Raw genomic sequence first — 19,967 nt, 5'->3', positions numbered from 1 at the left:
ACGGCGCCTGCGCCGGCGGATCTGCCGCGCCGGCGGACCGCCCAGTTCCCTGCGCACCCGCCGACGCGGGTGCGCATGCACACCTGCGCGCCGCCGCCGCCCACCCGGCATTACCGGGCGGTTTGCACCGCTGTTCAAGGCTTCTGGGACCGGCACCCGTCCGAATAATCGACTGAGAAGGCCGCCATGCCGTTTGCAGGTGTGGCGCCCCCGCCCTGCCGGCTGAGCCGGCAAGTCCTGGAGAAGCACCATGTCCGCCGCTGCCGCTGCCGATGCCGCCCCGCCCGCCAAGGGCGGCAAGAAGAAGCTGATCATCATCATCGTCGCCGTGCTGCTGGTGGTGCTGATCGGTGGCGGTGCCGCGTTCTTCCTGCTGAAGAAGAAGCCTGCCGAGGGCGAGGAAGGCGCCGAGGGCGGCCATGCCAAGGCCGAGGCCGCCGAACCCGCGCCCAAGCCCCGGCCCAAGCACGACCCCAAGCACCCGCCGGTGTTCGTGCCGCTGGACCCGTTCACCGTGAACCTGGCCGACAAGGAAACCGAGCGCTATGCCCAGATTGGCGTGACGCTGGAGCTGGAGGACGCCAAGACCGAGGCCGAGCTGAAGATCTACATGCCGGCCATCCGCAACAACATCCTGATGGTGCTGTCGCACAAGACCGCCGCCCAATTGCTGACCCGCGAGGGCAAGGACAAGCTGGCCCAGTCCATCCTGTACGCCTCGGTGCGCCCGCTGGGCTACGACATCGAGGAAGAGGAGGAGGAGGAAGAGCCCGCCGCCGACGCACCGCCGCCGAAGAAGAAGAAAAAGAAGAAGAAGCCGCCGACCAACCTGCCGGTCGTGGCTGTGCACTTCTCGAACTTCATCGTTCAGTGAACTCGGCATGACGCCCATGGGCATCGAAGCGGCGCGGGACGAGCGCCGGGCCGCCCCAAGCCGGCCCGCGATCCCCTCAGGGGATCGGTTTGCGTGCCCGCAATCCGAGGGGCTCCAGTGAATCAGCAGATCCTGTCGCAGGACGAGGTCGATGCGCTGCTTCAGGGCATCACCGGCGAGAGCCAGAAGGTCGAGACCGAGGAGGTCAAGACCGAGGGCATCCGCGACTACAACATCGCCAGCCAGGAGCGGATCGTCCGTGGGCGCATGCCCACGATGGAGATCATCGGCGAGCGCTTTGCCCGCAACATCCGCCTGGGGCTGTTCAACCTGATCCGCAAGAGCCCCGAGGTGTCGATCGGCGGCGCCAAGGTGATCAAGTACAGCGCCTTCCTGCGCGAGATCGTGGTGCCGACGAACTTCAACATCGTCAGCGTCAAGCCGCTGCGCGGCAGCGGGCTGATCGTCTGCGATCCGTCGCTGGTGTTCGCGGTGATCGACGCGCTGTACGGCGGCAATGGCAAGTACCACACCCGCATCGAGGGGCGCGACTTCTCGGCCACCGAGCAGCGCGTGATCGAGCGCCTGGTGGACGTGATCATCACCGAGTACAAGAAGGCCTGGGCCGGCATCTATCCGGTGGAGCTGGAGTACCAGCGCAGCGAGATGCAGCCGCAGTTCTGCAACGTGGCCACGCCCAGCGAGGTGGTGGTGGCCACCAGCTTCACGCTGGAGGTGGGCGACACCACCGGCACGGTGCACTTCTGCATCCCCTACAGCACGCTGGAGCCGATCCGCGACGTGCTGTATTCGGCCATGCAGGGCGATGCCGAGCCCGACCGCCGCTGGATCAAGCTGCTGCGCACCCAGATCCAGAGCGCCGACGTGCCGCTGGTGGCCGAACTGGCCACCGCCCGGGTGACGGTGGAGCAGGTGCTGGGCTTCAAGCCGGGCGATTTCATCGAGCTGGACCTGCTGCCGATGATCCAGGCCAAGGTGGACGGCGTGCCGGTGTTCGACTGCCACTACGGCACCAGCAATGGCCGCAATGCCATCAAGATCGACAAACTGTTGACCGGCGCCGACGCGGGCTGGTTGGGAGCTGAGAATGAGTGACGACACCGCCGGCATGTCCGAAGAAGACCGCATGGCGGCCGAATGGGCCGCCGCGCTGGACGAGAGCAAGCCTGCCGCCAGCGGCAAGACCGAGACAGCCAGCGAAGTGACCGACCCGCTGGGCGCGGTGCAGGCGGCGCAGTTCACCAACTTCAACAGCGTGCCGCCGGGCACGATCGCGCCGGGCAACGACCTGAACATGATCCTGGACATCCCTGTCCAGCTGACCGTGGAACTGGGCCGTACCCGCATTCCGATCAAGCACATCCTGCAGCTGGCGCAGGGCTCGGTGGTGGAGCTGGAAGCGCTGGCCGGCGAGCCGATGGACGTGCTGGTCAACGGCTACCTGATCGCCCAGGGCGAGGTGGTGGTGGTCAACGACAAGTTCGGCATCCGCCTCACCGACATCGTGACCCCCAGCGAGCGCATGCGCCGCCTGTCCAGGACCTGACACCGATCATGAGCGGAACCGACTTCATCGGCCCGGTGTTCGCCTTCCTGGCGATCCTGGCGTTGATCCCGGCGGCCCTGTGGCTGCTCAAGCGCACGCCCATCGGCGGCGCGGCCACCGGCACGCCGATGCGGCTGGTGGGCGCCCTGCCCCTGGCGCCGAACCAGCGCCTGGTCACCGTGGAGGTGGGCCAGGGCGACGACCGCCGCTGGCTGGTGCTGGGCGTCTCGCCGGCGGGCATCAGCACGCTGCACCAGATGCCACCGCAGGCCGAGCTGCCGGCGGCCCCGGCCGCCACGGGCCTGGCGTTTGCGCAGCTGCTGAAGAAGCAGCAGAAGCCGGGGAGCAGCGATGCGCGCTGACCACGCACCGGTTTCCTGCCGCCAGGTGCGCCGCGCCGGCACGGTGCTGGCCGTCACGGTGTTGTCGGCCGTTTCTTCAGCGGCTTTAGCGCAATCTGCCACGGGCGGGCCGAGCCTGCCGCTGCTGGTGGGCCAGGCCGGTGGCGGCACGGCCTATTCGGTGCCGATCCAGACCCTGCTGTTCTTCACCGCGCTGACCTTCCTGCCTGCGGTGGTGCTGATGATGACCGGCTTCACCCGCATCGTCATCGTGCTGAGCCTGCTGCGCCAGGCCCTGGGCACGCAGGCCGCGCCGCCCAACCAGGTGATCATCGGGCTGAGCCTGTTCCTCACCTTCTTCGTGATGCAGCCAACGCTGGACAAGGTCTACAAGGAGGCCTGGCTGCCCTACTCGACGCAGCAGATCCAGTTCCCGGAGGCGGTGGAACGCGCCGGTGCGCCGATGCGCGCCTTCATGCTCAAGCAGACGCGGCACAGCGACATGGCGCTGTTCGCCAGGCTGGCCAAGGTGCCGGCCGACGTCAAGCCGGAGCAGATGCCGTTCACGGTGATCGTGCCGGCCTTCGTGGCCAGCGAGCTGAAAAGCGCGTTCCAGATCGGCTTCATGATCTTCATCCCGTTCCTGATCATCGACATGATCGTGGCCAGCGTGCTGATGAGCCTGGGCATGATGATGCTGAGCCCGGTGCTGGTGAGCCTGCCGTTCAAGCTGATGCTGTTCGTGCTGGCCGACGGGTGGAATCTGCTGCTCGGATCGCTCGCCGCGTCATTTGCCACCTAGTTTCCTGAGCGAGCAACCCATGGACAGTCAACAAGCGTTCCACCTCGGCCAGCAGGGCCTGTACATGCTGCTGCTGGTGTCGGCGCCCATCCTGCTGGCGGTGCTGGTGGTGGGCCTGGTGGTCAGCGTCTTCCAGGCGGCCACCCAGATCAACGAGACCACGCTCAGCTTCGTGCCCAAGGTGGTGGCCGCGGTGGCCGTGCTGGCGGTGGCCGGCCCCTGGATGCTGACCATGCTGGTGGAGTACATCCAGCGCACCCTGCTGGCCATCCCGACGGCTGTGGGCTGATGTGATCCAGCTCAGCGAATCGCAGATCCTGGCGTGGATCACGCCGCTGCTGTGGCCGTTCCTGCGGGCGCTGGCCATGCTGGGCACGCTGCCGGTGTTCGGCCAGCGGTCGGTGCCGATGCGGGTGAAGATCGGTCTGGCCGGCTTCATCGCCCTGGCCGCCCAGCCCAGCCTGCCGCCGATGCCGGTGGTGCCGCTGGACAGTCCGCTGGCCTTCATGGTGGTGGCGCAGCAGGTGCTGGTGGGCGTGACCATGGGCTTTGCGGTGCGCCTGGTGTTCGCCGCGGTGGAACTGGCCGGTGAGCTGATCGGCCTGCAGATGGGCCTGAACTTCGCCGGCTTCTTCGACCCCGCCACCGCCAGCCAGGGCACGGCCAGCAGCCGGCTGTTCGGCACCATGGTGGCCTTCCTGTTCGTGCTGGGCAACGGCCACCTGATGATGATCCAGGCCCTGGTGCGCAGCTTCGAGGTGTTTCAGGTGGGCGAGACCCCGTTCGCCTTCCTGAACCGGCTGCAGCCCCAGCAGTGGGGCAGCGAAATCTTCATGCTGGGCCTGTGGATCGCGCTGCCGCTGGTGGGCATGCTGCTGTTCGTCAACCTGGTGCTGGGCATGATCTCGCGGGTGGCGCCGCAGATCAGCGTGTTCTCGGTGGGCTTCCCGATCACCGTGACGGTGGGCCTGATCGGCATGCTGCTGACGCTGCCGCTGATGGAGATGCCCTTCACCATGGCGCTGCAGCGCCTGGTGGAGCAATTCCAGTAGCGGGCCGGGCACCGGGTTCCCCGCCCGACCGGCGCGCATGCCGGGGCGTCAATGCAGGGCGCAGCTGAAGCTGCTGGCCGCGTGGGTGGGCCCGCCCTGGTAGCGCGGGAAGGCCGGGTACTCGCACAGCGGCCGGCTGCGGCCGAACAGGTTCAGCAGATCGGTGCTGGTGGGATTGACCGGCGCCTGCCCGCGCTCGACCCAGTTCTCGATCAGGTCCAGCGCACTCCAGCTCATCTGGTAGCGGCCCTCGCCGTGGCCGAAGCCGGCCACGGTGTAGAAGCGCAGGAAGTCGCGCAGCACCGGGCTGCCGTAGCGCTGCGTCAGCCGCTCGAAGTAATCGACGCTGATGCGCGGCGTGACGATGGTGTCGCTGGTGCCGTGCAGCATCAGCACCTTGCCGCCCCGGGCCTTGAACACGTCCAGGTCGGTCGACATCGCGTCATGCATGGCCGACAGCTGCTGCACGCGCGCCATGTAGCCGCCGGCGGTGACGGGGTTGAACTGCCGGAAGTCGTAGTTCGCATTCCCGGTGACGAAATACTTGAGCCACTCGTTGTGCATGGTGAACACATAGCCGTTGAGCACCAGCGTGGGCGTGTCCAGCGGCAGGCCCAGCCAGCCGGCATCGGCCGGCCCGCCGAAGTTGGCGCCGGCCAGAACCTCGTAGCCCGGCGCGCGGGTGATGCCCTGGGCCAGCGGGAAGGCCAGGTTCAGGTCGCCCGCGGTGGCGCGCACCGTGCGCAGCTGGGCATCGGTCAGGCAGCTGGAACCCCAGTCCACATTGCCGAGGCAGCGCAGCACCTGCGGGTCGAAGCGGCAGGCGGCCACGTTGTTGATCAAACCGTCTTCCAGGCCGTCGAGCTTGTCGCAGGCTGCGATCACCTTCTGGTTCAGGTGGTTGAACTTCGCCGAGTCGACGAAGCCACCGGGCGCGTACATGGCCTTGGCCATGTCGTTGGCATGCAGGCCCAGGCCGACGAACTGCAGCACCGGGTAGTGCGAGACCACGCCGTGGTAGTCATTCGGCCAGCGCTGGATGGCCGCCAGGGTCTCGCGGCCGCCGGATGAGCCGCCCTGCATGTAGGCATAGCGCGGGCCCTGGCCGTAGTGCAGCACCATCAGGTGCTGTGCCACGTCGCGCACCTTCTTGATCGCATCGCCGGTGAAGTTGCGCAGCGCCTCGGGCCGCAGCGCAAAGCGGCCGTCATAGCCCTTGGCCTGGTGGCCGGAATCGCTGCCGAAGGTGGCGTAGCCGCGCTGCAGCGGGCTGCGGTCGCCCGCGGCCGCATGGGCCACATGGCCGGTGGCGGTGACCAGGGTTCCGTCGTAGCCGCCGCCGCCGAACTGCATGGCGCGCTGGGTCCAGGCCACCGGCAGGTTGAGCTGGAAGTGGATCGGCAGGCCACCGGTGGCCACGGTGTTGTCCGGGCCCACGGGCTCGGCCGGCAGGATGCGGCCCAGCACCTTGCAATAGGTGATCCAGGCCGGCGACACCCCCAGCGGCAGGCCGGAGGTGGTGGTCACGCTGGTGGCGCTGTCGACCACCGCGCCGCCGGTGGCCAGGACCAAGGCGCTGGCCGGCAGGGTCTGGCCCACCAGGGCCGAACAGGGCAGCGTGGCCCAGGCCGGCGCGGCCAGCATGCTGGCGGCCACGCCCAGCGCCAGACCGGCGGGTCGCCGCCAGGCGCGGCAGGCTCGGAGCAGGTGCAGGGCAGGATGGGATTGGGTTGGGATCATGGACATCGACCTCTGTGCTGGGTGCGGCGCGGCAACCGGTGTGGCACCGCGGGCCTGCGCCTTGGCCTGCCAGCGTAGCCAGCACACCTGCAGCCGGCCATCAGAACATTCCGGCACCGGCTCAGGGCTTGTCCGGAGCCCGTCCAGGGGATGTGCGCCGGTGCCTGGCCCCTATCATCCTGGCCGATGCCGGACCCGCTTCTGCGCACGCAACCCCACGCCGCGCATGCCGGTGCCGACTTCCCGTTCCAGGCGCTGGTGGAGCAATCGCTGGCGGGCATCTATGTGCTGCAGGACGAGTGCTTCCAGTACGCCAACCGCACCTGGGCGGCCCTGGCCGGCTACCTGCCCGAAGAGATGGTGGGCCGGCACCTGCGCGACTTCGTGCCGCCCGATTTCCTGCCCGAGGTGCTGCGGCTGTACCACCTGCGGCTGGCGGCTGATCCGCCCAGCATCCGCTTCATCACCCGTGGCCTGCACCGCGCCGGCCACACGGTGCTGATCGAGGTGCACGGCACCCGCATGCTCTACCGTGGCCGCCCGGCGGTGGTGGGCATCGGCGTGGATGTGACCGAGCGCGTGCACAACGAGCAGGCGCTGCGCGACTCCCAGGCGCGGTTGCAGGCCCTGGCCGCCTACGGGCAGGACCGGCTGGAGCAGCAGCGCGCACAGTACGCCAGCGCGCTGCACGACGAGCTGGGCGGCATGCTCAGCTCGGTGAAGCTGGACGTGGCGCGGCTGCAGCGCCGGGCCGACAGGCCGGCGCTGCGGCAGATCAGCGAAGATTTGCGCCGCCTGACGCAGGACTGCATCGCCACCGTGCGCCGCCTGGCCCATGACCTGCGCCCCAGCAGCCTGGACCACCTGGGCCTGAGCGCTGCGCTGCGCCAGTCCCTGACCGCCTTTGCCGAGCGCGGCGAGCTGTGCCTGCACCTGGACCTGCAGCTCGACGATGCCCTGGTGTCGCCGCGCCGCGCCACCGCCGCCTACCGCATCGTGCAGGAGGCGCTGACCAATGTGGGCCGCCATGCCCAGGCCGGCCAGGTGCGGCTTCAGCTGTGGGCCGAGGCAGGGCAGCTGCGGCTGGTGCTGGAGGACGACGGCTGCGGCTTCGACCCGGTGGCCGTGGCCGCACAGCAACCGCTGGCCATGGGCCTGGCCAGCATGCATGAGCGGGCGCGCGAGCTGGGCGGCGCCCTGCACCTGAGCAGCGCACCCGGTGCCGGCACGCGCCTGAGCCTGAGGCTGCCGCTGCTGTGAGCATCCGCCTGCTGCTGGTGGACGACCACACCATCTTCCGGTCGGGCCTGAAGCGCCTGTTCCAGGACGAGCCCGACATCGCCATCACCGGCGAGGCCGCCAATGCCGGCGATGCGCTGGGCCTGCTGCGCCGGCAGGCCTTCGACCTGGTGCTGCTGGACATCAGCCTGGCCGGGCGCAGCGGGCTGGAGTTGCTGGCCTCGCTGCGGGCCGACGGGCTGGGCACGCCGGTGCTGGTGCTGTCGATGTACCCCGAGCAGCAGTACGCGCTGCCGGCCATCCAGGCCGGGGCCATGGGCTACCTGCCCAAGGATGCCGAGCCGGACGAACTGCTGCGCGCCATCCGCCGCGTGGCCGGTGGCGCCCAGTACCTCAGCGCCCAGGCCGCGGCCCTGGTGCGCCAGGTGCTGCAGGGCGACGACCAGCGCCTGCCGCATGAGCGGCTGAGCGTGCGCGAGCACCAGATCATGCAGATGCTGGTCAAGGGCATGTCGCTCACCGACATCGGCCTGGAGATGATGATCAGCGTGAAGACGGTGAGCACCCACCGCGGCCACATCCTGGACAAGCTGGGCGTGGGCAGCAATGCCGAGCTGGTGCTGTACGCGGTGCGGCAGGGCCTGGTCAGCTGAGGCCGCGCGGGCCGGCCGGCCCGCCCGTCATCCCTTCAGGCCACCCTGGGTCAGCCCGCCCACCACCCGCTCCTGGAACAGCGCGATCAGCACCGCCATCGGCACGATGGCCACGATCAGCGCGGCCGAGATCACCGGCCAGGGAAAGCTGTACTCGCCCTGGTACAGCGCGATGCCCACCGGCACGGTGCGCATCTGCGCGCTGGCGTTCAGGCTCAGCGCCAGCAGGAACTCGTCCCAGGCGTTGACGAAGGCCAGGATGCCGGCGGTGAACACCCCCGGCGCGGCCAGCGGCACGACGATGCGCACCAGCGCGCCCAGCCGGGTGCAGCCGTCGATCATGGCGGCGTTCTCCAGGTCGCGCGGAATGCTCTGGAAGAAGCTCACCAGCACCAGCGTGCACACCGGCAGGTTCAGCACGGTGTAGGGCAGCACCAGGGCGGTGTAGGTGTTGAGCAGGCCCAGGCTGCGCATGGTCTCGAAGATCGGCACCAGCAGCGTCACCAGCGGGAACATGCTGGACGCGACGATGCAGGTCAGCGCCGTCTGGCGCCAGCGCAGGTTCAACCGGGCGATGGCATAGGCCGCCATGGCGGAGACCAGCAGCGACAGCGCGGTGGACGCCAGCGCCACCGCCGCGCTGTTGGCCAGGTAGAGGCCCAGCGGCTGGTCGGTGAAGGCCTGCAGGTAGTTGGCCAGGGTCAGCTTGTCGGGAAAGTACTGCAGCGGCTTGCGCACCAGCTCGGCCTCGCTCTTCAGCGAGGTCAGCAGGATCCACAGCGCCGGAAAGAAACCGTTGAACACCACCAGGCCGGCGGCCACCCAGCGCAGCGCCGGGCCGCTCAGCCAGCCGGCACCGGGCATGCCCGGCGTGTGCAGGGTGGCGCTCATGCCGCCTGCCGCCCCACCTGGCGCAGGTAGACCGCGCTGACCACCAGCGACAGCACGAACAGGCACACCGCCAGCGCCGAGCCATAGCCCATGTCCAGGTAGTCGATGGTGTGGGCGTGGATCAGCATGGCCAGCGTCTGCGTGGCCTGGCCGGGGCCGCCGCGCGTCATGGTGTAGGGGATGTCGAATGTCTGCAGCGCGGTGATGGTGCGGAAGATCAGCGCCACCACGATGGACGGCATCAGCATCGGCAGCGTCACCTGCCAGAACTGCTGCCAGGGCGTGGCGCCATCGACCTCGGCCGCCTCGTACAGGGATTTCGGGATCATCTGCAGCCCGGCCAGCAGGATCAGCGCCATGAAGGAGCTGGTCTTCCAGATGATGGTCAGGCACACCGCGGCCAGCGCCCAGCCGGGTTTCAGCAGCCACATCGTCGGGTCTGTCCGGTCAGCCAGGCCCAGGCGCTGCAGCACATCGTTGACGATGCCGTACTCGGTGTGGAAGAACCAGGCGAAGATCAGCCCGGCAAACGACAGCGGCAAGGCCCAGGGCAGCAGCAGCGCCAGGCGCACCGGCCAGCGCCGCTTGAACGGCAGGTTGGCCAGCAGCGCCAGGCCCAGCCCCACCAGCAGCGCGCCAGGCACGGTCACCACGGTGATCAGCAGCGTGTTCTTGGTGGCGTTCCAGAAATCAGGGTCGGTGAACACCAGCTGGTAGTTCTCCAGCCCGATGAACTTGGGCACCCCGCCGCCCGACAGCCGCAGGTCGAACAGGCTGTTCCACACCAGCTTGCCGATCGGGTAGGCCACGATCAGCGCCAGCAGCGCGAAGGTGGGCGCCAGCAGCAGCGCGCCCAGCAGCCGTTCGCTGGGGTCGCGCAGCCGCTCCAGCAGGCTGGGGCGCGGAACGGGTGTCACAGTGTGCGGCGTCGCTCAGCGCATCAGCCGGCGCAGGCGGTTCTCGATCTCGTCCACGCCTTCGGTGGGCGTCTTGGTGCGGGCCAGCACCGCGCTGGTGGTCGTGCGCAGGATGTCGCTGACCTGGCCATAGTCGCGCGACATCGGCCGGCTCTTGCCGGCCACCACCACCGCCGCCGCGTCGTTGAACCACGGCGCCTGGCGCACCACGTCGGCATCGGTGTAGATGCGCTGGTAGGTGGGCAGCAGCGAGCCTTCGACCGCCAGCATCTTGCTGGATTCCGGGCTGGCCAGGTGCTTGACCAGCTTGGCCGCCTCGGCCTTGTGCTTGCTGAAGGCGCTGACCGCCCACTGCCAGCCACCCACGCAGGTGGCGCTGCGCCCGCCGGCCATGGCCGGCAGCGGCAGCACGCCCACCTTGCCCTTGACCTGGCTGTCGGCGTCGTCCTTGAAGCGGTCCCAGGCGAAGCCCCAGTTGATGGCGAACAGCACCTGGCCGGCCTTGAACTCGTTGACGGTGTCGGGCGTGCGCACTTCGGCCACGTTCTTCTTGACCACGCCCTGGTCGACCATGCCCAGCCAGGTGCTCAGGCCCTTGACGGCGGCCGGCTTGTCCAGCGTCAGCTTGCCGGCGGCATCGTTGAACTCCTTGCCCTGGCCCCAGTACGGCAGCAGGAAGGTGCACACCGCGCCTTCGATCGGCGCGCCCTGCAGGCTCAGGCCCTGCAGGTTGGCATTGCCGGCCGCCGCCTCGGCGGCCTGCACCTTGCGCGCGGTGGCGGCCAGCTCGTCCCAGGTCTTGGGCTCGGGCAGCTTGTGCTTCTCGAGCAGATCCTTGCGGTAGTACAGGAACATCGCGTCGGCAAAGGCCGGCAGCGCGGCCACCTTGCCATCGACCACGTTGGACTGGGCATAGACCGGCAGGTAGGGCTTGAACACCTCGGCGGCCGGGCCGACATAGGCGTCCAGCGGCTCCAGCCAGCCGGCGCCGAAGTACTGCGCCGGGTTGACGATGTCGATCATGTAGATGTCGATCGCCGAATCCTTGGCATTGAGCACGGTGCTGAGGTACTGGCGCTGCAGCTCGCTGGTGGCGCCGCCGGTCTCGATCTCCACCGTCACGCCCGGGTTGCGGGCCTGGTATTGGTCCAGCAGCTTGCGGACCAGGTCGGGCCGCTGGTTCTGGCCACCCGAGAAGACCCGCAGCTTGGTGGCCGTGGTGGCCTGGGCATCGGCCGGTGTCGGGGCCGCCCACAGGGCGACAGCGGTGCAGGCCAGCGCGGCCAGGGTGCGGCGGTTCAGTGGGGACATGGGCTCAGCTCTCGGCGTGGGGGTTGGAAGAAGGCGTGGCATGCCAGGCATGCCCGCTGTCGGCATCGAACAGGTGCAGCTGCGCCGGCTGCACATGCAGCTGCAGCGCGGTGCCAGGCGCAGCCTCGAAGCTGGCCGGCACCCGGGCCACCAGCTCGGCCTGGCCGATGCGCACGGTGGCCAGGGTCTCGGCGCCCAGCGGCTCCAGCAACTGCAGCGTGCCGGGCCAGGCGATGTCGTCGGCTTGGCTGCGCTGCAGGTGCAGGTGCTCGGGCCGCACGCCCAGGCGCAGCCGCGCAGCGGCCGGCGCCGCCGCCAGCGCCGGCTGCAGGGCCGCCGGCACCGGCCAGGCCAGACCGCCGAAGTCCAGCGCCGGCGTCGCACCCGGCACCCTTGCCACGTCCGCCAAGTTCATCGGCGGCGAGCCGATGAAACCGGCCACGAAGTCGGCCGCGGGCTGGTGGTAGATCTGCTGCGGCCGGTCGTACTGCATCACATGGCCGCCGCGCAGCACGGCGATGCGGTCGGCCAGCGTCATCGCCTCCACCTGGTCATGGGTGACGTAGATGATGGTGGCACCCAGCCGCTGGTGCAGGCGCTTGATCTCGCTGCGCATCTCCTGCCGCAGCTGGGCATCCAGGTTGGACAGCGGCTCGTCGAACAGGAAGACCTGCGGCTGGCGCACGATGGCGCGGCCGATGGCCACCCGCTGGCGCTGGCCGCCCGACAGCGCGGCCGGCTTGCGCTGCAGCAGGTGGGTGATCTTCAACAGGTCGGCGGCCTCGCCGACACGGCGCTGGATCTCGGCCTCCGGCGTCTTGCGCAGCCGCAGGCCGAAGGCCATGTTCTCGAACAGGGTCTTGTGCGGGTACAGCGCGTAGTCCTGGAAGACCATGGCGATGTCGCGCAGCCGCGGCGGCAGGTGCTGCACCGGCCGGCCGCCGATGCAGATCTCGCCGCTGTCGATGGTCTCCAGTCCGGCGATGCTGCGCAGCAGCGTGCTCTTGCCGCAGCCCGACGGCCCGACGAAGACGGTGAACTCGCCATGCCGCACCTCGAGGTCGATGCCGTGCAGCACGGGCGTGCGCCCGTCGTAGGACTTGCGCACCTGGCGCAACAACACTTCAGCCATGCTGGATGCAGACCCTGGCGCGGCGGCTCAGGGCACCTCGCTGCCGGCGGCCAGCGTCCACAGCTCGAACCAGGTCTCGCGGTCGATCACCGTGCGCCAGGCCTCGTGCAGGCGGGCGATGCGGGCCAGTTGCTGCGTGCCCACCACCGGCAGGATGCCCGCCGGGTGCGCCAGCAGCCAGGCCAGGGCCACCGCCTCGGGCCCCACGCCCTGCTGGGCGGCCAGCCGCTGCAGCGCCGGCAGCACCCGGGCGCCGGCCGGGCTGGCGCCGGTCATCAGCGCGCCGCCGCCCAGCGGCGACCAGGCCATCGGCCGGATGCGGTGCTGCTGCGCAAAGGCCAGCTGGCCATCGGTGAAGGCGCTGCGGGCGCCCAGGCTCAGCTCGATCTGGTTGGTCACCAGCGGATGGCGCATGCGGGATTGCAGCAGCTGCCAGTCATGCGGCAGGAAGTTGGAGACGCCGACGGCCGCCACCTCGCCGCTGTCGACCAGCGCATCCAGGCAGGCGCCGGTGGCGTCGGCATCCATCAGCGGATCGGGCCGGTGCAGCAGCAGCACGTCCAGCCGCTCGACATGCAGGCGCTGCAACGAGCGCTGCACCGAGGCCCGGATGTGCGCCGGCGTGGTGTCGTAATGCTTCACCCGCCGCTCGGGGAACTGCGACGACAGCAGCATGATGTCGCACTTGCTCACGTGCTGCAGCCGGCTGCGCAGCGCAGGCGCGGTGCGCAGCGCCTCGCCGAACAGCGTCTCGCAGCGGTAGTCGCCGTAGATGTCGGCGTGGTCGATGGTGGTGATGCCCTGGTCCAGGCAGGCGTGCAGCTTGGCCAGCACCGCCTGGGGCGAGGTGTCGGGCGCGTCGGCCAGGCGCCAGGCGCCGTAGACGATGCGGCTGAAGGGCTGCACGCTGGCGTGCAGCTGGATGGTGGGGCAAGTGGACATGGACGGTTGCAAACGGTGGCCGGTGGGGCTGCTCAGCGGCGCGGCCCGGTGCCCAGCGGGGTGGCGGGCACGCCGGCCGGCACACGGCCGTAGACGTGGTTGAACTGGCAGGTCTGGAGCTGCGGCAGCACCTTGCTGCCGAACTGGTCGCATTCTCCGCGGTGCGGATAGCCCGACAGCACGAAGGCACGGATGCCCAGGCGCTGGTAGCGCTCGAGCTTGGTCATCACCTGGTCGACGCTGCCGACCAGGGCGGCGCCGCAGCCCGAGCGGGCGCGGCCGATGCCGGTCCACAGGCCGGGCTCGGCATAGCCGTCGGCATCGGCCTGGCTGCGCACCTGGGCCTGCAGGGCCACGCCCAGGCTGGTGGCGTCCAGCGCGCGGGCGCGGATCTGCCGGCCGATGTCGTCGTCGAGCTGCGAGACCAGGTCTTGCGCGTACTCGCGGGCCTCGGCCTCGGTGTCGCGCACGATCACATGCACCCGCAGGCCGTAGTCCAGCGTGCGGCCATGGGCGGCGGCACGGGCATGCACCGCCTGCATCTGGGCGGCCAGCGTGGCCTCGGGCGCAGGCCACATCAGGTAGACGTCGCAGTGGCGGCCGCACAGCTCCAGCGCATCGGGCGAATAGCCGCCGAAGTACAGCAGCGGCCCGCCGGTCTGCCAGGGCCGCACCGGATCGGCCGACAGGCCCTTGAGGTGGTAGATCTCGCCGTCGTAGTCGATGCGGTCCTGGGTCCAGGCCTGCTTCAGGATCTCGACCACCTCATGGCTGCGGCGGTAGCGGCGGGCGCTGTCCTCCACCTCGCCGGGGAAGTCGGACGAGATGATGTTGACGGTGAGCCGGCCCTGCAGCATGTGGTCGAGCGTGGCCAGCGTGCGGGCCAGCATGGCCGGCTGCATCTCGCCGCAGCGCACGGCGGTGAGCAGGTTGATGCGGCTGGTCTGCGGCGCCATGGCGGCGGCAAAGCTCAGCGTGTCCTGCCCCACCTGGTACGACGACGGGCACAGGATATTGCCGAAGCCCAGCGCCTCGGCGCGCAGCAGGATGTCGCGGGTGTTGGCATAACTGCTGCGCAGTGCGCCATCGGGCACGCCGAGGTGGCGGAAGTCGTCGGAGCACAGCGGCGCGAACCACGCCACCTCGATGGCGGCGAGTCCGTCGGCGCGGATGGGCACGGCCTGCTGCAGCATGGGTGGAGGCTCCGGAAACGTCACTGCAGGAATGGTAGAGGAATTCGGCTGGCCGACACCCCGTGCGCACCCGTACACTGCCCCCGCCCGCCCCACACCGATGACCGCCACGCCCCTGGCGCCGCAGCCGCAGCTGCTGCCGCGCTACATCCAGATCACCGAGCTGCTGCAGCGCGAGATCGCCGCCGGCCGCTGGCGGCGCGGCGAGCGGCTGCCGCCGGAGAACACGCTGGCCGCCCAGCTGGGTGTGGCCGTGGGCACGCTGCGCAAGTCGCTGGCCGAGCTGGCTGCCCGCGGCGTGCTGGCCCGCCGCCAGGGCTCGGGCACCTATGTGCAGCAGGCCGAGGGGCAGCGCAGCGTCTACGCCTTCTTCCGGCTGGAGCTGCTGGGCGGCGCCGGCTTGCCGGGCGCGCAGCTGCTGCAACTGCAGCGCGTGCAGCGCCAGGCCGTGCAGGGTGCCGATGCCGGCCTGCTGCAGCCGCTGCCGGCGCTGGGCGGCGCAGCGCCCGGCCAGGACCAGCCGGTCTGGCGGCTGCGCCGCCTGCGCCTGCTTGACGCCCAGCCGGTGGCGCTGGAGCAGGTGTGGTTCGACGGCAGCGCCCTGCCGGCGCTGGACGCTGCCGACCTGCATGAATCGCTTTATCTTTTCTACCAAACCCGCCTGGGCAGGTGGATCGACCATGTCGAGGACCATGTCAGCGTGGCCGCCGTGCCCGCCTGGGCGCCGCCGGCCTTCGGCCTGCCCGCCGGCGCCGCGGCCGGCGCCGTGGCGCGCAGCGCCTGGGACCAGCATGGCCGGCTGCACGAGGTCTCGCACACCTGGTTCAACCCAGCCGTGGCCCGCTATGCCGCCCGCTGGCGCTGAGGCCGAACTCTCCAAAACAAACCCTGCCCCGAGACACCGCCATGCACCCTTCCCTGCCAAGCACCGTCCGCTACGGCTTCATCGGCTGCGGCATGATGGGCCAGGAGCACCTGCGCAACCTGGCACTGATCGACGGCGCCGATGTGCGCGCCATCTTCGAGCCCGACGACGGCATGGCGGCGCAGGCCCTGGCCCTGGCACCCACGGCGCAGCGCCTGCCCGATCTGGCGAGCCTGCTGGCCCGCACCGACCTGGACGCGCTGGTCATCACCAGCCCCAACCATGTCCATGCGCCGCAGCTGGTGGCCATTGCCGACAGCGCGCCGCGTGCGGTGCTGTGCGAGAAGCCGCTGTGCGTGAACCTGGACCAGGTGGCGCAGGTGCGCGCACTGGCATCGCGGTTGCAGGCGCCGCTGTGGGTGGCGATGGAGTACCGCTACATGCCCCCCATCGCCGCGCTGGTGCAGGCCGCCCACGCCGGCACCGACACCGGCGGCAGCACCCTGTTGGCCATCCGCGAGCACCGCTACCCCTTCCTGGCCAAGGTGGGCGACTGGAACCGCTTCTCGGCCAACACCGGCGGCACGCTGGTGGAGAAGTGCTGCCACTTCTTCGACCTGATGCGTCTGCTGATGCAGGCCGACCCGCTGCGGCTGTATGCGTCCGGCGCGGTCAACCACAACCACCTGGACGAGCGCTACGGCGGCCGCACGCCCGACATCCTGGACAACGCCCTGGTGGTGCTGGACTTCCCCGACCAGCGCCGCGCGGTGCTGGAGCTGTGCATGTTCGCCGAAGGCTCGCGCTACCAGGAGGAGATCTCCGTCGTCGGCCCGTGCGGCAAGCTGGAATGCAAGGTGCCCGGCCCCACCCGCTTCTGGGCCCACGACCAGCTGGGCGCGCCACCGGTGGCGCAGCTGGTGATCAGCCCGCGCCAGCCGCCCGGCCCGCGCGCGCTGGACATCCCGGTCGATTCGGCGCTGCTGGCCGCCGGCGACCACAACGGCTCCACCTACTACCAGCACCGTCGCTTCTTCGACCTGGTGCGCGGCGTGTCGGGCCAACCGGTGGAAGTGGGCCTGGACGATGGCCTGAAGGCGGTGCTGATCGGCCTGGCGGCAGAGCAGTCAGCCCGCACGGGTGAGGCCATCAGCCTGTGCGACGGACCGTATCGGCTGTAGGCGACGAGGACCGCGTGTTGGGCGGCTTCGGGCTCTCTGCGGACATCCATTGATCTGCGCGAGGCCGAGGCCAGCGGGCAACTGGCCGACTCCGTGTCCCCCCGGGCCTGCCGGCCCTCCTTCCTCTTACCTGCGTCGGCCAGTCACCCACTGTCCTCGTCCAGCCACCATCACCGCATGCAGCGCGTATCTCGGTGGCGCCTGAGCGCCGGGCCGGGAGGGCCTGTTTGGCGGAGGTAGAGGCGGAGTCCTATTCGCCGCTTGCGGCGTGTAGGACGGGGGACATGGAGCAAAACAGGCCCTCCCGGCCCGGCGCGATCGCGCAGAACCAAACGTCCGCAAAGAGCCCGAAGCCGTCCTATTCCCCCACCAAGCCGTTGCGGATGGCGTAGACCGTCAGCTCGGCGTTGTTCTGCAGCCCGAGCTTCTCCAGCACCCGGGCGCGGTAGACGCTCACCGTCTTCGGGCTCAGGGTCAGCTCCTCGGCGATGTCGGACAGGCGCTTGCCGGAAGCGATCATCACCAGGGTCTGCAGCTCACGGTCGCTCAGCTTGTCATGCGCGTTCTCGTGGGTGGGCGTGGTCAGGCTCTCCACCAGCATCTGGGCGATCTCGGGCGTGACGTACTTGCGGCCCTGGGCCACGGTGCGCACCGCCTGCACGATCAGCTGCGGATCACCACCCTTGTTGACATAGCCGTAGGCACCGGCCCGCAGCGCGCGGATGGCGTACTGGTCCTCCGGGTACATGCTGACCACCAGCACCTTCAGCGTGCTGCCCTCGTCCTTCAGCGCATGCATCACGTCCAGCCCGCTGCGGCCGGGCAGGTTGATGTCGAGCACCAGCACATCGCAGCCGGCCGGGCGGCCAGCCGCCGGCGTGCGCAGGCTGTGCAGCAGACCGCGCAGCTCGGCATAGTCGCCGGCCTCGCCCACCACCTGGATGTCGGCCGCATCGGCCAGGGTGTCGCGGATGCCACGCCGGATCAGCGCATGGTCGTCACAGAGGATCACTGAAATCATGGGGTGCCCCATCCGGTGGGATCGTGGTCATCGTCGTCGTCGAAGGCGGCTTCATCGTCGCCGCCGCGGCGCATCGGCACCGACAGCATCAGCACCGTGCCCGCGGCGTCGCTGCTGATGTCGACCCAGCCGCCCACGGTGCTGGCGCGCTCGTGCAGGCCGCGCAGGCCGAAGCTGCGGGTCTTGGCCAGGTCGGCCTGGCTCAGGCCGCGGCCGTTGTCGCTGACTTCCAGGCTCAGCACGCCGCGGCTCATCGACAGGTCGATCATCACCCGCGTGGCCTGGGCATGCTTGCTGACATTGGTCAGCGCCTCCTGGGCGAAGCGGTAGGCCACCAGCGGCACGCCGGCGGGCAGCTGCATGCTGTCATGGCTGGTGCGGAACTGGCAGGCGATGCGGTTGCGCTTCTCGAACTGCACCGCCATCCACTGCAGCGCCGCCACCAGGCCCTGCTCCAGGATGGCCGGGCGCAGGTTGTGCATGATGCGCTGGCTGGCTTCGATGGCATGCTGCACCGTCTCCAGCGCCGTCTGCACACGCTGCGCCACCTCGGCCGGCGGCACATCACCGGCCGCCGCATGGCGGCCGATCCAGGCCAGATCGAACTGGATGGCGGTCAGGCTGCCGCCCACGTCGTCATGGATCTCGCGGGCGATGGCCGCGCGCTCCATCTCCACGCTGGTCTGCAGGTGCTGGGCCAGCTCGGAGAGCCGCTGGCGGCTGGCGGCCAGTTCGCGGTCGGCGCGGGCGCGGGCCAGGCGGTCGCGGTGGGCGGCAATCGCATGCTCCACCGCCGGCGCCAGCCGCGACAGGTTGTTCTTCAGCAGGTAGTCGGCCGCGCCGTTGCGCATGGCGGCCACCGCGGTGTCCTCGCCGATCTCGCCGGAGACCAGGATGAACGGCAGGTCCTTGCCGCTCTCGCGCAGGATGTCCTGCGCCCGCAGGCCGTTGAAGCCGGGCAGGTTGAAGTCCGACAGCACCAGGTCCCAGTCGTCGGTGGCCAGGGCCTCGCGCAGGCCGGCCTCGGTGTCCACCCGGGTGGTCTGCACCCGCAGGCCGGCGCGCAGCAGGTGCAGCAGCGCCAGTTCGTGGTCGGGCACGCTGTCCTCGAGGTGCAGCACGCGCAGCGGCCGCGCCTCGGCACGGGTGGCGGGGGTGGAAACCATGGCCCAAGTATGGCAAAGCATGGCCGCTGCCCGCCCGCGGCCCCCGCCAACGCGGAAGTCGACCCCGCAGACACCGCTTCTTTTCCTCAACTTCCGGCGGGTGGGGCCGAAAAATGCCCATGCCTGTGCCACTGCGTGCGCCGGCGCCCATTCCATCGGAGTAACGATGCTCAATGACGACCCCACCCCGGAGCTCCCCGGGCCTGACGGACCCACCGGCCTGCAGGTGCAGTTGCTGACGGCCGCCGACCTGCAGGACAGCCTGATGGTGGCCAGCAACGATCTGGAACGCCTGCAGCGCCTGCTGACCGACGCCACCGAGACGCTGATGGGGCATTTCTACGGCGCCACCGCGCAGATCCAGCAGCTCTCGCGCGCCGCCGCGCAGCACCCCGAGCTGCCCGAGAGCCACCTGCACGAGACCATGCAGCACCTGGCCGGCGCGGTGACCGCGCTGCAGTTCCAGGACATGGCGTCCCAGCTTGTCAACCACACGCAGCGCCGGCTGCGCAACTGTGCCGACCGCCTCGCCCGAGACGTGATGGGCGACGACGAGGACGGCGAGGCCGTGGTGGAGGAGGCGCCGTTGCGCCCCAACCCTGTCACGCAGGACGAGATGGACGCCGGCTCGATCGAGCTGTTCTGAACACTAGGTTTCAAGTTTTCCGGATCGCTTCCGAAAACACCCCAGATTCCCGGAGATAACGATGCACTCAATCCTCGCCGTCGATGATTCCGCCTCGATGCGCCAGATGGTTTCGTTCACCTTGAAGAACGCCGGCTTCAACGTCGTCGAGGCGGTGGACGGTCAGGACGCCTGGGAAAAGGCGGGCCAGCGTGACTTCAGTCTCGTGCTGACCGACCAGAACATGCCCCGCATGGACGGCATCAGCCTGACCAAGAAGCTGCGCGAGAACCCCAAGTTCAAGGCCACGCCGATCCTGATCCTGACCACCGAGTCCAGCGACCAGATGAAGATGGCCGGCCGCGCCGCCGGTGCCACCGGCTGGCTGGTCAAGCCCTTCGATCCGGCCAAGCTGATCGAAGTGATCGGCAAGGTCATCCGCTGACCCTGCCGGA

The 19,967-nt window shown here is 69.7% G+C and carries 22 protein-coding genes; 13 read left to right on the top strand and 9 right to left on the bottom strand.

What is annotated here, in order from left to right:
- Positions 1–250 precede the first annotated feature (250 nt).
- From FFT10_RS20465 to fliR, 7 genes are all read left to right on the top strand, one after another.
- A complete protein-coding gene (locus FFT10_RS20465) occupies positions 251–874 on the top strand; it encodes a flagellar basal body-associated FliL family protein (RefSeq protein WP_137734715.1) in 624 nt (207 codons plus the stop codon).
- 117 nt (positions 875–991) lie between these two features.
- Positions 992–1,990, top strand: coding sequence for a flagellar motor switch protein FliM (fliM, locus tag FFT10_RS20460; protein ID WP_137734714.1), 999 nt, complete (start codon positions 992–994; stop codon positions 1,988–1,990).
- Positions 1,983–2,441 (top strand): flagellar motor switch protein FliN, encoded by a 459-nt coding sequence (fliN, locus tag FFT10_RS20455; RefSeq protein WP_228027209.1) that lies wholly within the window; start codon positions 1,983–1,985, stop codon positions 2,439–2,441. The genes fliM and fliN overlap by 8 nt, the downstream gene beginning before the upstream one ends.
- Before the next feature lie 8 nt (positions 2,442–2,449).
- Entirely contained in the window at positions 2,450–2,803 is a 354-nt protein-coding gene (locus FFT10_RS20450) for a FliO/MopB family protein (protein ID WP_137734713.1), read from the top strand.
- Entirely contained in the window at positions 2,793–3,584 is a 792-nt protein-coding gene (gene fliP / locus FFT10_RS20445) for a flagellar type III secretion system pore protein FliP (RefSeq protein WP_137734712.1), read from the top strand. Before FFT10_RS20450 ends, fliP begins: the two co-directional genes overlap by 11 nt.
- Positions 3,585–3,603: 19 nt before the next feature.
- Entirely contained in the window at positions 3,604–3,873 is a 270-nt protein-coding gene (gene fliQ / locus FFT10_RS20440; RefSeq protein WP_137734711.1) for a flagellar biosynthesis protein FliQ, read from the top strand.
- Between the two features lies 1 nt (position 3,874).
- Positions 3,875–4,636, top strand: a complete 762-nt coding sequence (gene fliR, locus FFT10_RS20435) for a flagellar biosynthetic protein FliR (protein WP_137734710.1) — start codon at positions 3,875–3,877, stop codon at positions 4,634–4,636.
- 48 nt (positions 4,637–4,684) lie between these two features.
- Here fliR and FFT10_RS20430 read toward each other — a convergent pair whose 3' ends face one another.
- On the bottom strand, positions 4,685–6,376 hold the full coding sequence (locus tag FFT10_RS20430; protein WP_162520864.1) for a tannase/feruloyl esterase family alpha/beta hydrolase: 1,692 nt from the start codon (positions 6,374–6,376) through the stop codon (positions 4,685–4,687).
- 186 nt (positions 6,377–6,562) lie between these two features.
- On the opposite strand from FFT10_RS20430, the gene FFT10_RS20425 reads away from it, so the two are divergent.
- Both FFT10_RS20425 and FFT10_RS20420 read left to right on the top strand, forming a co-directional pair.
- Entirely contained in the window at positions 6,563–7,636 is a 1,074-nt protein-coding gene (locus FFT10_RS20425) for a PAS domain-containing sensor histidine kinase (protein WP_162520863.1), read from the top strand.
- Positions 7,633–8,268: a response regulator gene (locus FFT10_RS20420; protein WP_228027208.1), complete on the top strand. Its 636-nt coding sequence runs from the start codon at positions 7,633–7,635 to the stop codon at positions 8,266–8,268. Before FFT10_RS20425 ends, FFT10_RS20420 begins: the two co-directional genes overlap by 4 nt.
- A 27-nt stretch (positions 8,269–8,295) precedes the next feature.
- Here the strand turns inward: FFT10_RS20420 and FFT10_RS20415 are convergent, their stop codons facing one another.
- Genes FFT10_RS20415 through FFT10_RS20390 form a run of 6 tightly spaced genes read right to left on the bottom strand, consistent with a single transcriptional unit; the run spans position 8,296 to position 14,654 of the window.
- A complete protein-coding gene (locus tag FFT10_RS20415) occupies positions 8,296–9,159 on the bottom strand; it encodes a carbohydrate ABC transporter permease (RefSeq protein WP_137734707.1) in 864 nt (287 codons plus the stop codon).
- Entirely contained in the window at positions 9,156–10,076 is a 921-nt protein-coding gene (locus FFT10_RS20410) for a carbohydrate ABC transporter permease (RefSeq protein WP_137734706.1), read from the bottom strand. The genes FFT10_RS20415 and FFT10_RS20410 overlap by 4 nt, the downstream gene beginning before the upstream one ends.
- A 15-nt stretch (positions 10,077–10,091) precedes the next feature.
- Positions 10,092–11,387, bottom strand: coding sequence for an ABC transporter substrate-binding protein (locus tag FFT10_RS20405; RefSeq protein ID WP_137734705.1), 1,296 nt, complete (start codon positions 11,385–11,387; stop codon positions 10,092–10,094).
- Between the two features lie 4 nt (positions 11,388–11,391).
- Positions 11,392–12,519, bottom strand: coding sequence for an ABC transporter ATP-binding protein (locus tag FFT10_RS20400; protein WP_137734704.1), 1,128 nt, complete (start codon positions 12,517–12,519; stop codon positions 11,392–11,394).
- Positions 12,520–12,546: 27 nt separating this feature from the next.
- The gene (locus tag FFT10_RS20395; protein ID WP_137734703.1) at positions 12,547–13,461 is read right to left on the bottom strand and encodes an aldo/keto reductase; all 915 of its coding nucleotides are present in this window, start codon (positions 13,459–13,461) and stop codon (positions 12,547–12,549) included.
- Between the two features lie 32 nt (positions 13,462–13,493).
- Positions 13,494–14,654 (bottom strand): LLM class flavin-dependent oxidoreductase, encoded by a 1,161-nt coding sequence (locus FFT10_RS20390; RefSeq protein WP_137734702.1) that lies wholly within the window; start codon positions 14,652–14,654, stop codon positions 13,494–13,496.
- Positions 14,655–14,754: 100 nt separating this feature from the next.
- Between FFT10_RS20390 and FFT10_RS20385 the strand changes: the two genes are divergently transcribed.
- Both FFT10_RS20385 and FFT10_RS20380 read left to right on the top strand, forming a co-directional pair.
- Positions 14,755–15,519 (top strand): GntR family transcriptional regulator, encoded by a 765-nt coding sequence (locus FFT10_RS20385; RefSeq protein WP_137734701.1) that lies wholly within the window; start codon positions 14,755–14,757, stop codon positions 15,517–15,519.
- Positions 15,520–15,560: 41 nt separating this feature from the next.
- Positions 15,561–16,700, top strand: coding sequence for a Gfo/Idh/MocA family protein (locus FFT10_RS20380; RefSeq protein WP_228027207.1), 1,140 nt, complete (start codon positions 15,561–15,563; stop codon positions 16,698–16,700).
- A gap of 358 nt (positions 16,701–17,058) precedes the next feature.
- Here the strand turns inward: FFT10_RS20380 and FFT10_RS20375 are convergent, their stop codons facing one another.
- A complete protein-coding gene (locus FFT10_RS20375) occupies positions 17,059–17,721 on the bottom strand; it encodes a response regulator (protein WP_137734700.1) in 663 nt (220 codons plus the stop codon).
- Positions 17,718–18,887, bottom strand: coding sequence for a hybrid sensor histidine kinase/response regulator (locus FFT10_RS20370; RefSeq protein ID WP_137734699.1), 1,170 nt, complete (start codon positions 18,885–18,887; stop codon positions 17,718–17,720). Before FFT10_RS20370 ends, FFT10_RS20375 begins: the two co-directional genes overlap by 4 nt.
- Positions 18,888–19,053: 166 nt before the next feature.
- Between FFT10_RS20370 and FFT10_RS20365 the strand changes: the two genes are divergently transcribed.
- Together FFT10_RS20365 and FFT10_RS20360 are read left to right on the top strand one after the other, a co-directional pair.
- A complete protein-coding gene (locus tag FFT10_RS20365; protein WP_137734698.1) occupies positions 19,054–19,533 on the top strand; it encodes a hypothetical protein in 480 nt (159 codons plus the stop codon).
- Positions 19,534–19,594: 61 nt separating this feature from the next.
- Complete coding sequence (locus FFT10_RS20360) at positions 19,595–19,957, top strand: response regulator (RefSeq protein ID WP_137734697.1); 363 nt, start codon at positions 19,595–19,597, stop codon at positions 19,955–19,957.
- The last annotated feature ends 10 nt before the right edge of the window (positions 19,958–19,967 follow it).

The sequence above is a fragment of the Pseudaquabacterium pictum genome (assembly GCF_005403045.1).
Taxonomy (GTDB): domain Bacteria; phylum Pseudomonadota; class Gammaproteobacteria; order Burkholderiales; family Burkholderiaceae_C; genus Pseudaquabacterium; species Pseudaquabacterium pictum.
This window is presented reverse-complemented; position numbering and strand designations above follow the sequence as displayed.

Bases quoted from the DNA above. Each gene is read 5' to 3' on its own strand.
- FFT10_RS20465 (WP_137734715.1), top strand. From the start codon at position 251: ATGTCCGCCGCTGCCGCTGCCGATGCCGCCCCGCCCGCCAAGGGCGGC.
- fliN (WP_228027209.1), top strand. From the start codon at position 1,983: ATGAGTGACGACACCGCCGGCATGTCCGAAGAAGACCGCATGGCGGCC.
- FFT10_RS20450 (WP_137734713.1), top strand. From the start codon at position 2,450: ATGAGCGGAACCGACTTCATCGGCCCGGTGTTCGCCTTCCTGGCGATC.
- fliP (WP_137734712.1), top strand. From the start codon at position 2,793: ATGCGCGCTGACCACGCACCGGTTTCCTGCCGCCAGGTGCGCCGCGCC.
- fliQ (WP_137734711.1), top strand. From the start codon at position 3,604: ATGGACAGTCAACAAGCGTTCCACCTCGGCCAGCAGGGCCTGTACATG.
- FFT10_RS20430 (WP_162520864.1), bottom strand. From the start codon at position 6,376: ATGATCCCAACCCAATCCCATCCTGCCCTGCACCTGCTCCGAGCCTGC.
- FFT10_RS20425 (WP_162520863.1), top strand. From the start codon at position 6,563: ATGCCGGACCCGCTTCTGCGCACGCAACCCCACGCCGCGCATGCCGGT.
- FFT10_RS20415 (WP_137734707.1), bottom strand. From the start codon at position 9,159: ATGAGCGCCACCCTGCACACGCCGGGCATGCCCGGTGCCGGCTGGCTG.
- FFT10_RS20405 (WP_137734705.1), bottom strand. From the start codon at position 11,387: ATGTCCCCACTGAACCGCCGCACCCTGGCCGCGCTGGCCTGCACCGCT.
- FFT10_RS20400 (WP_137734704.1), bottom strand. From the start codon at position 12,519: ATGGCTGAAGTGTTGTTGCGCCAGGTGCGCAAGTCCTACGACGGGCGC.
- FFT10_RS20395 (WP_137734703.1), bottom strand. From the start codon at position 13,461: ATGTCCACTTGCCCCACCATCCAGCTGCACGCCAGCGTGCAGCCCTTC.
- FFT10_RS20390 (WP_137734702.1), bottom strand. From the start codon at position 14,654: ATGCTGCAGCAGGCCGTGCCCATCCGCGCCGACGGACTCGCCGCCATC.
- FFT10_RS20385 (WP_137734701.1), top strand. From the start codon at position 14,755: ATGACCGCCACGCCCCTGGCGCCGCAGCCGCAGCTGCTGCCGCGCTAC.
- FFT10_RS20380 (WP_228027207.1), top strand. From the start codon at position 15,561: ATGCACCCTTCCCTGCCAAGCACCGTCCGCTACGGCTTCATCGGCTGC.
- FFT10_RS20375 (WP_137734700.1), bottom strand. From the start codon at position 17,721: ATGATTTCAGTGATCCTCTGTGACGACCATGCGCTGATCCGGCGTGGC.
- FFT10_RS20370 (WP_137734699.1), bottom strand. From the start codon at position 18,887: ATGGTTTCCACCCCCGCCACCCGTGCCGAGGCGCGGCCGCTGCGCGTG.
- FFT10_RS20365 (WP_137734698.1), top strand. From the start codon at position 19,054: ATGCTCAATGACGACCCCACCCCGGAGCTCCCCGGGCCTGACGGACCC.
- FFT10_RS20360 (WP_137734697.1), top strand. From the start codon at position 19,595: ATGCACTCAATCCTCGCCGTCGATGATTCCGCCTCGATGCGCCAGATG.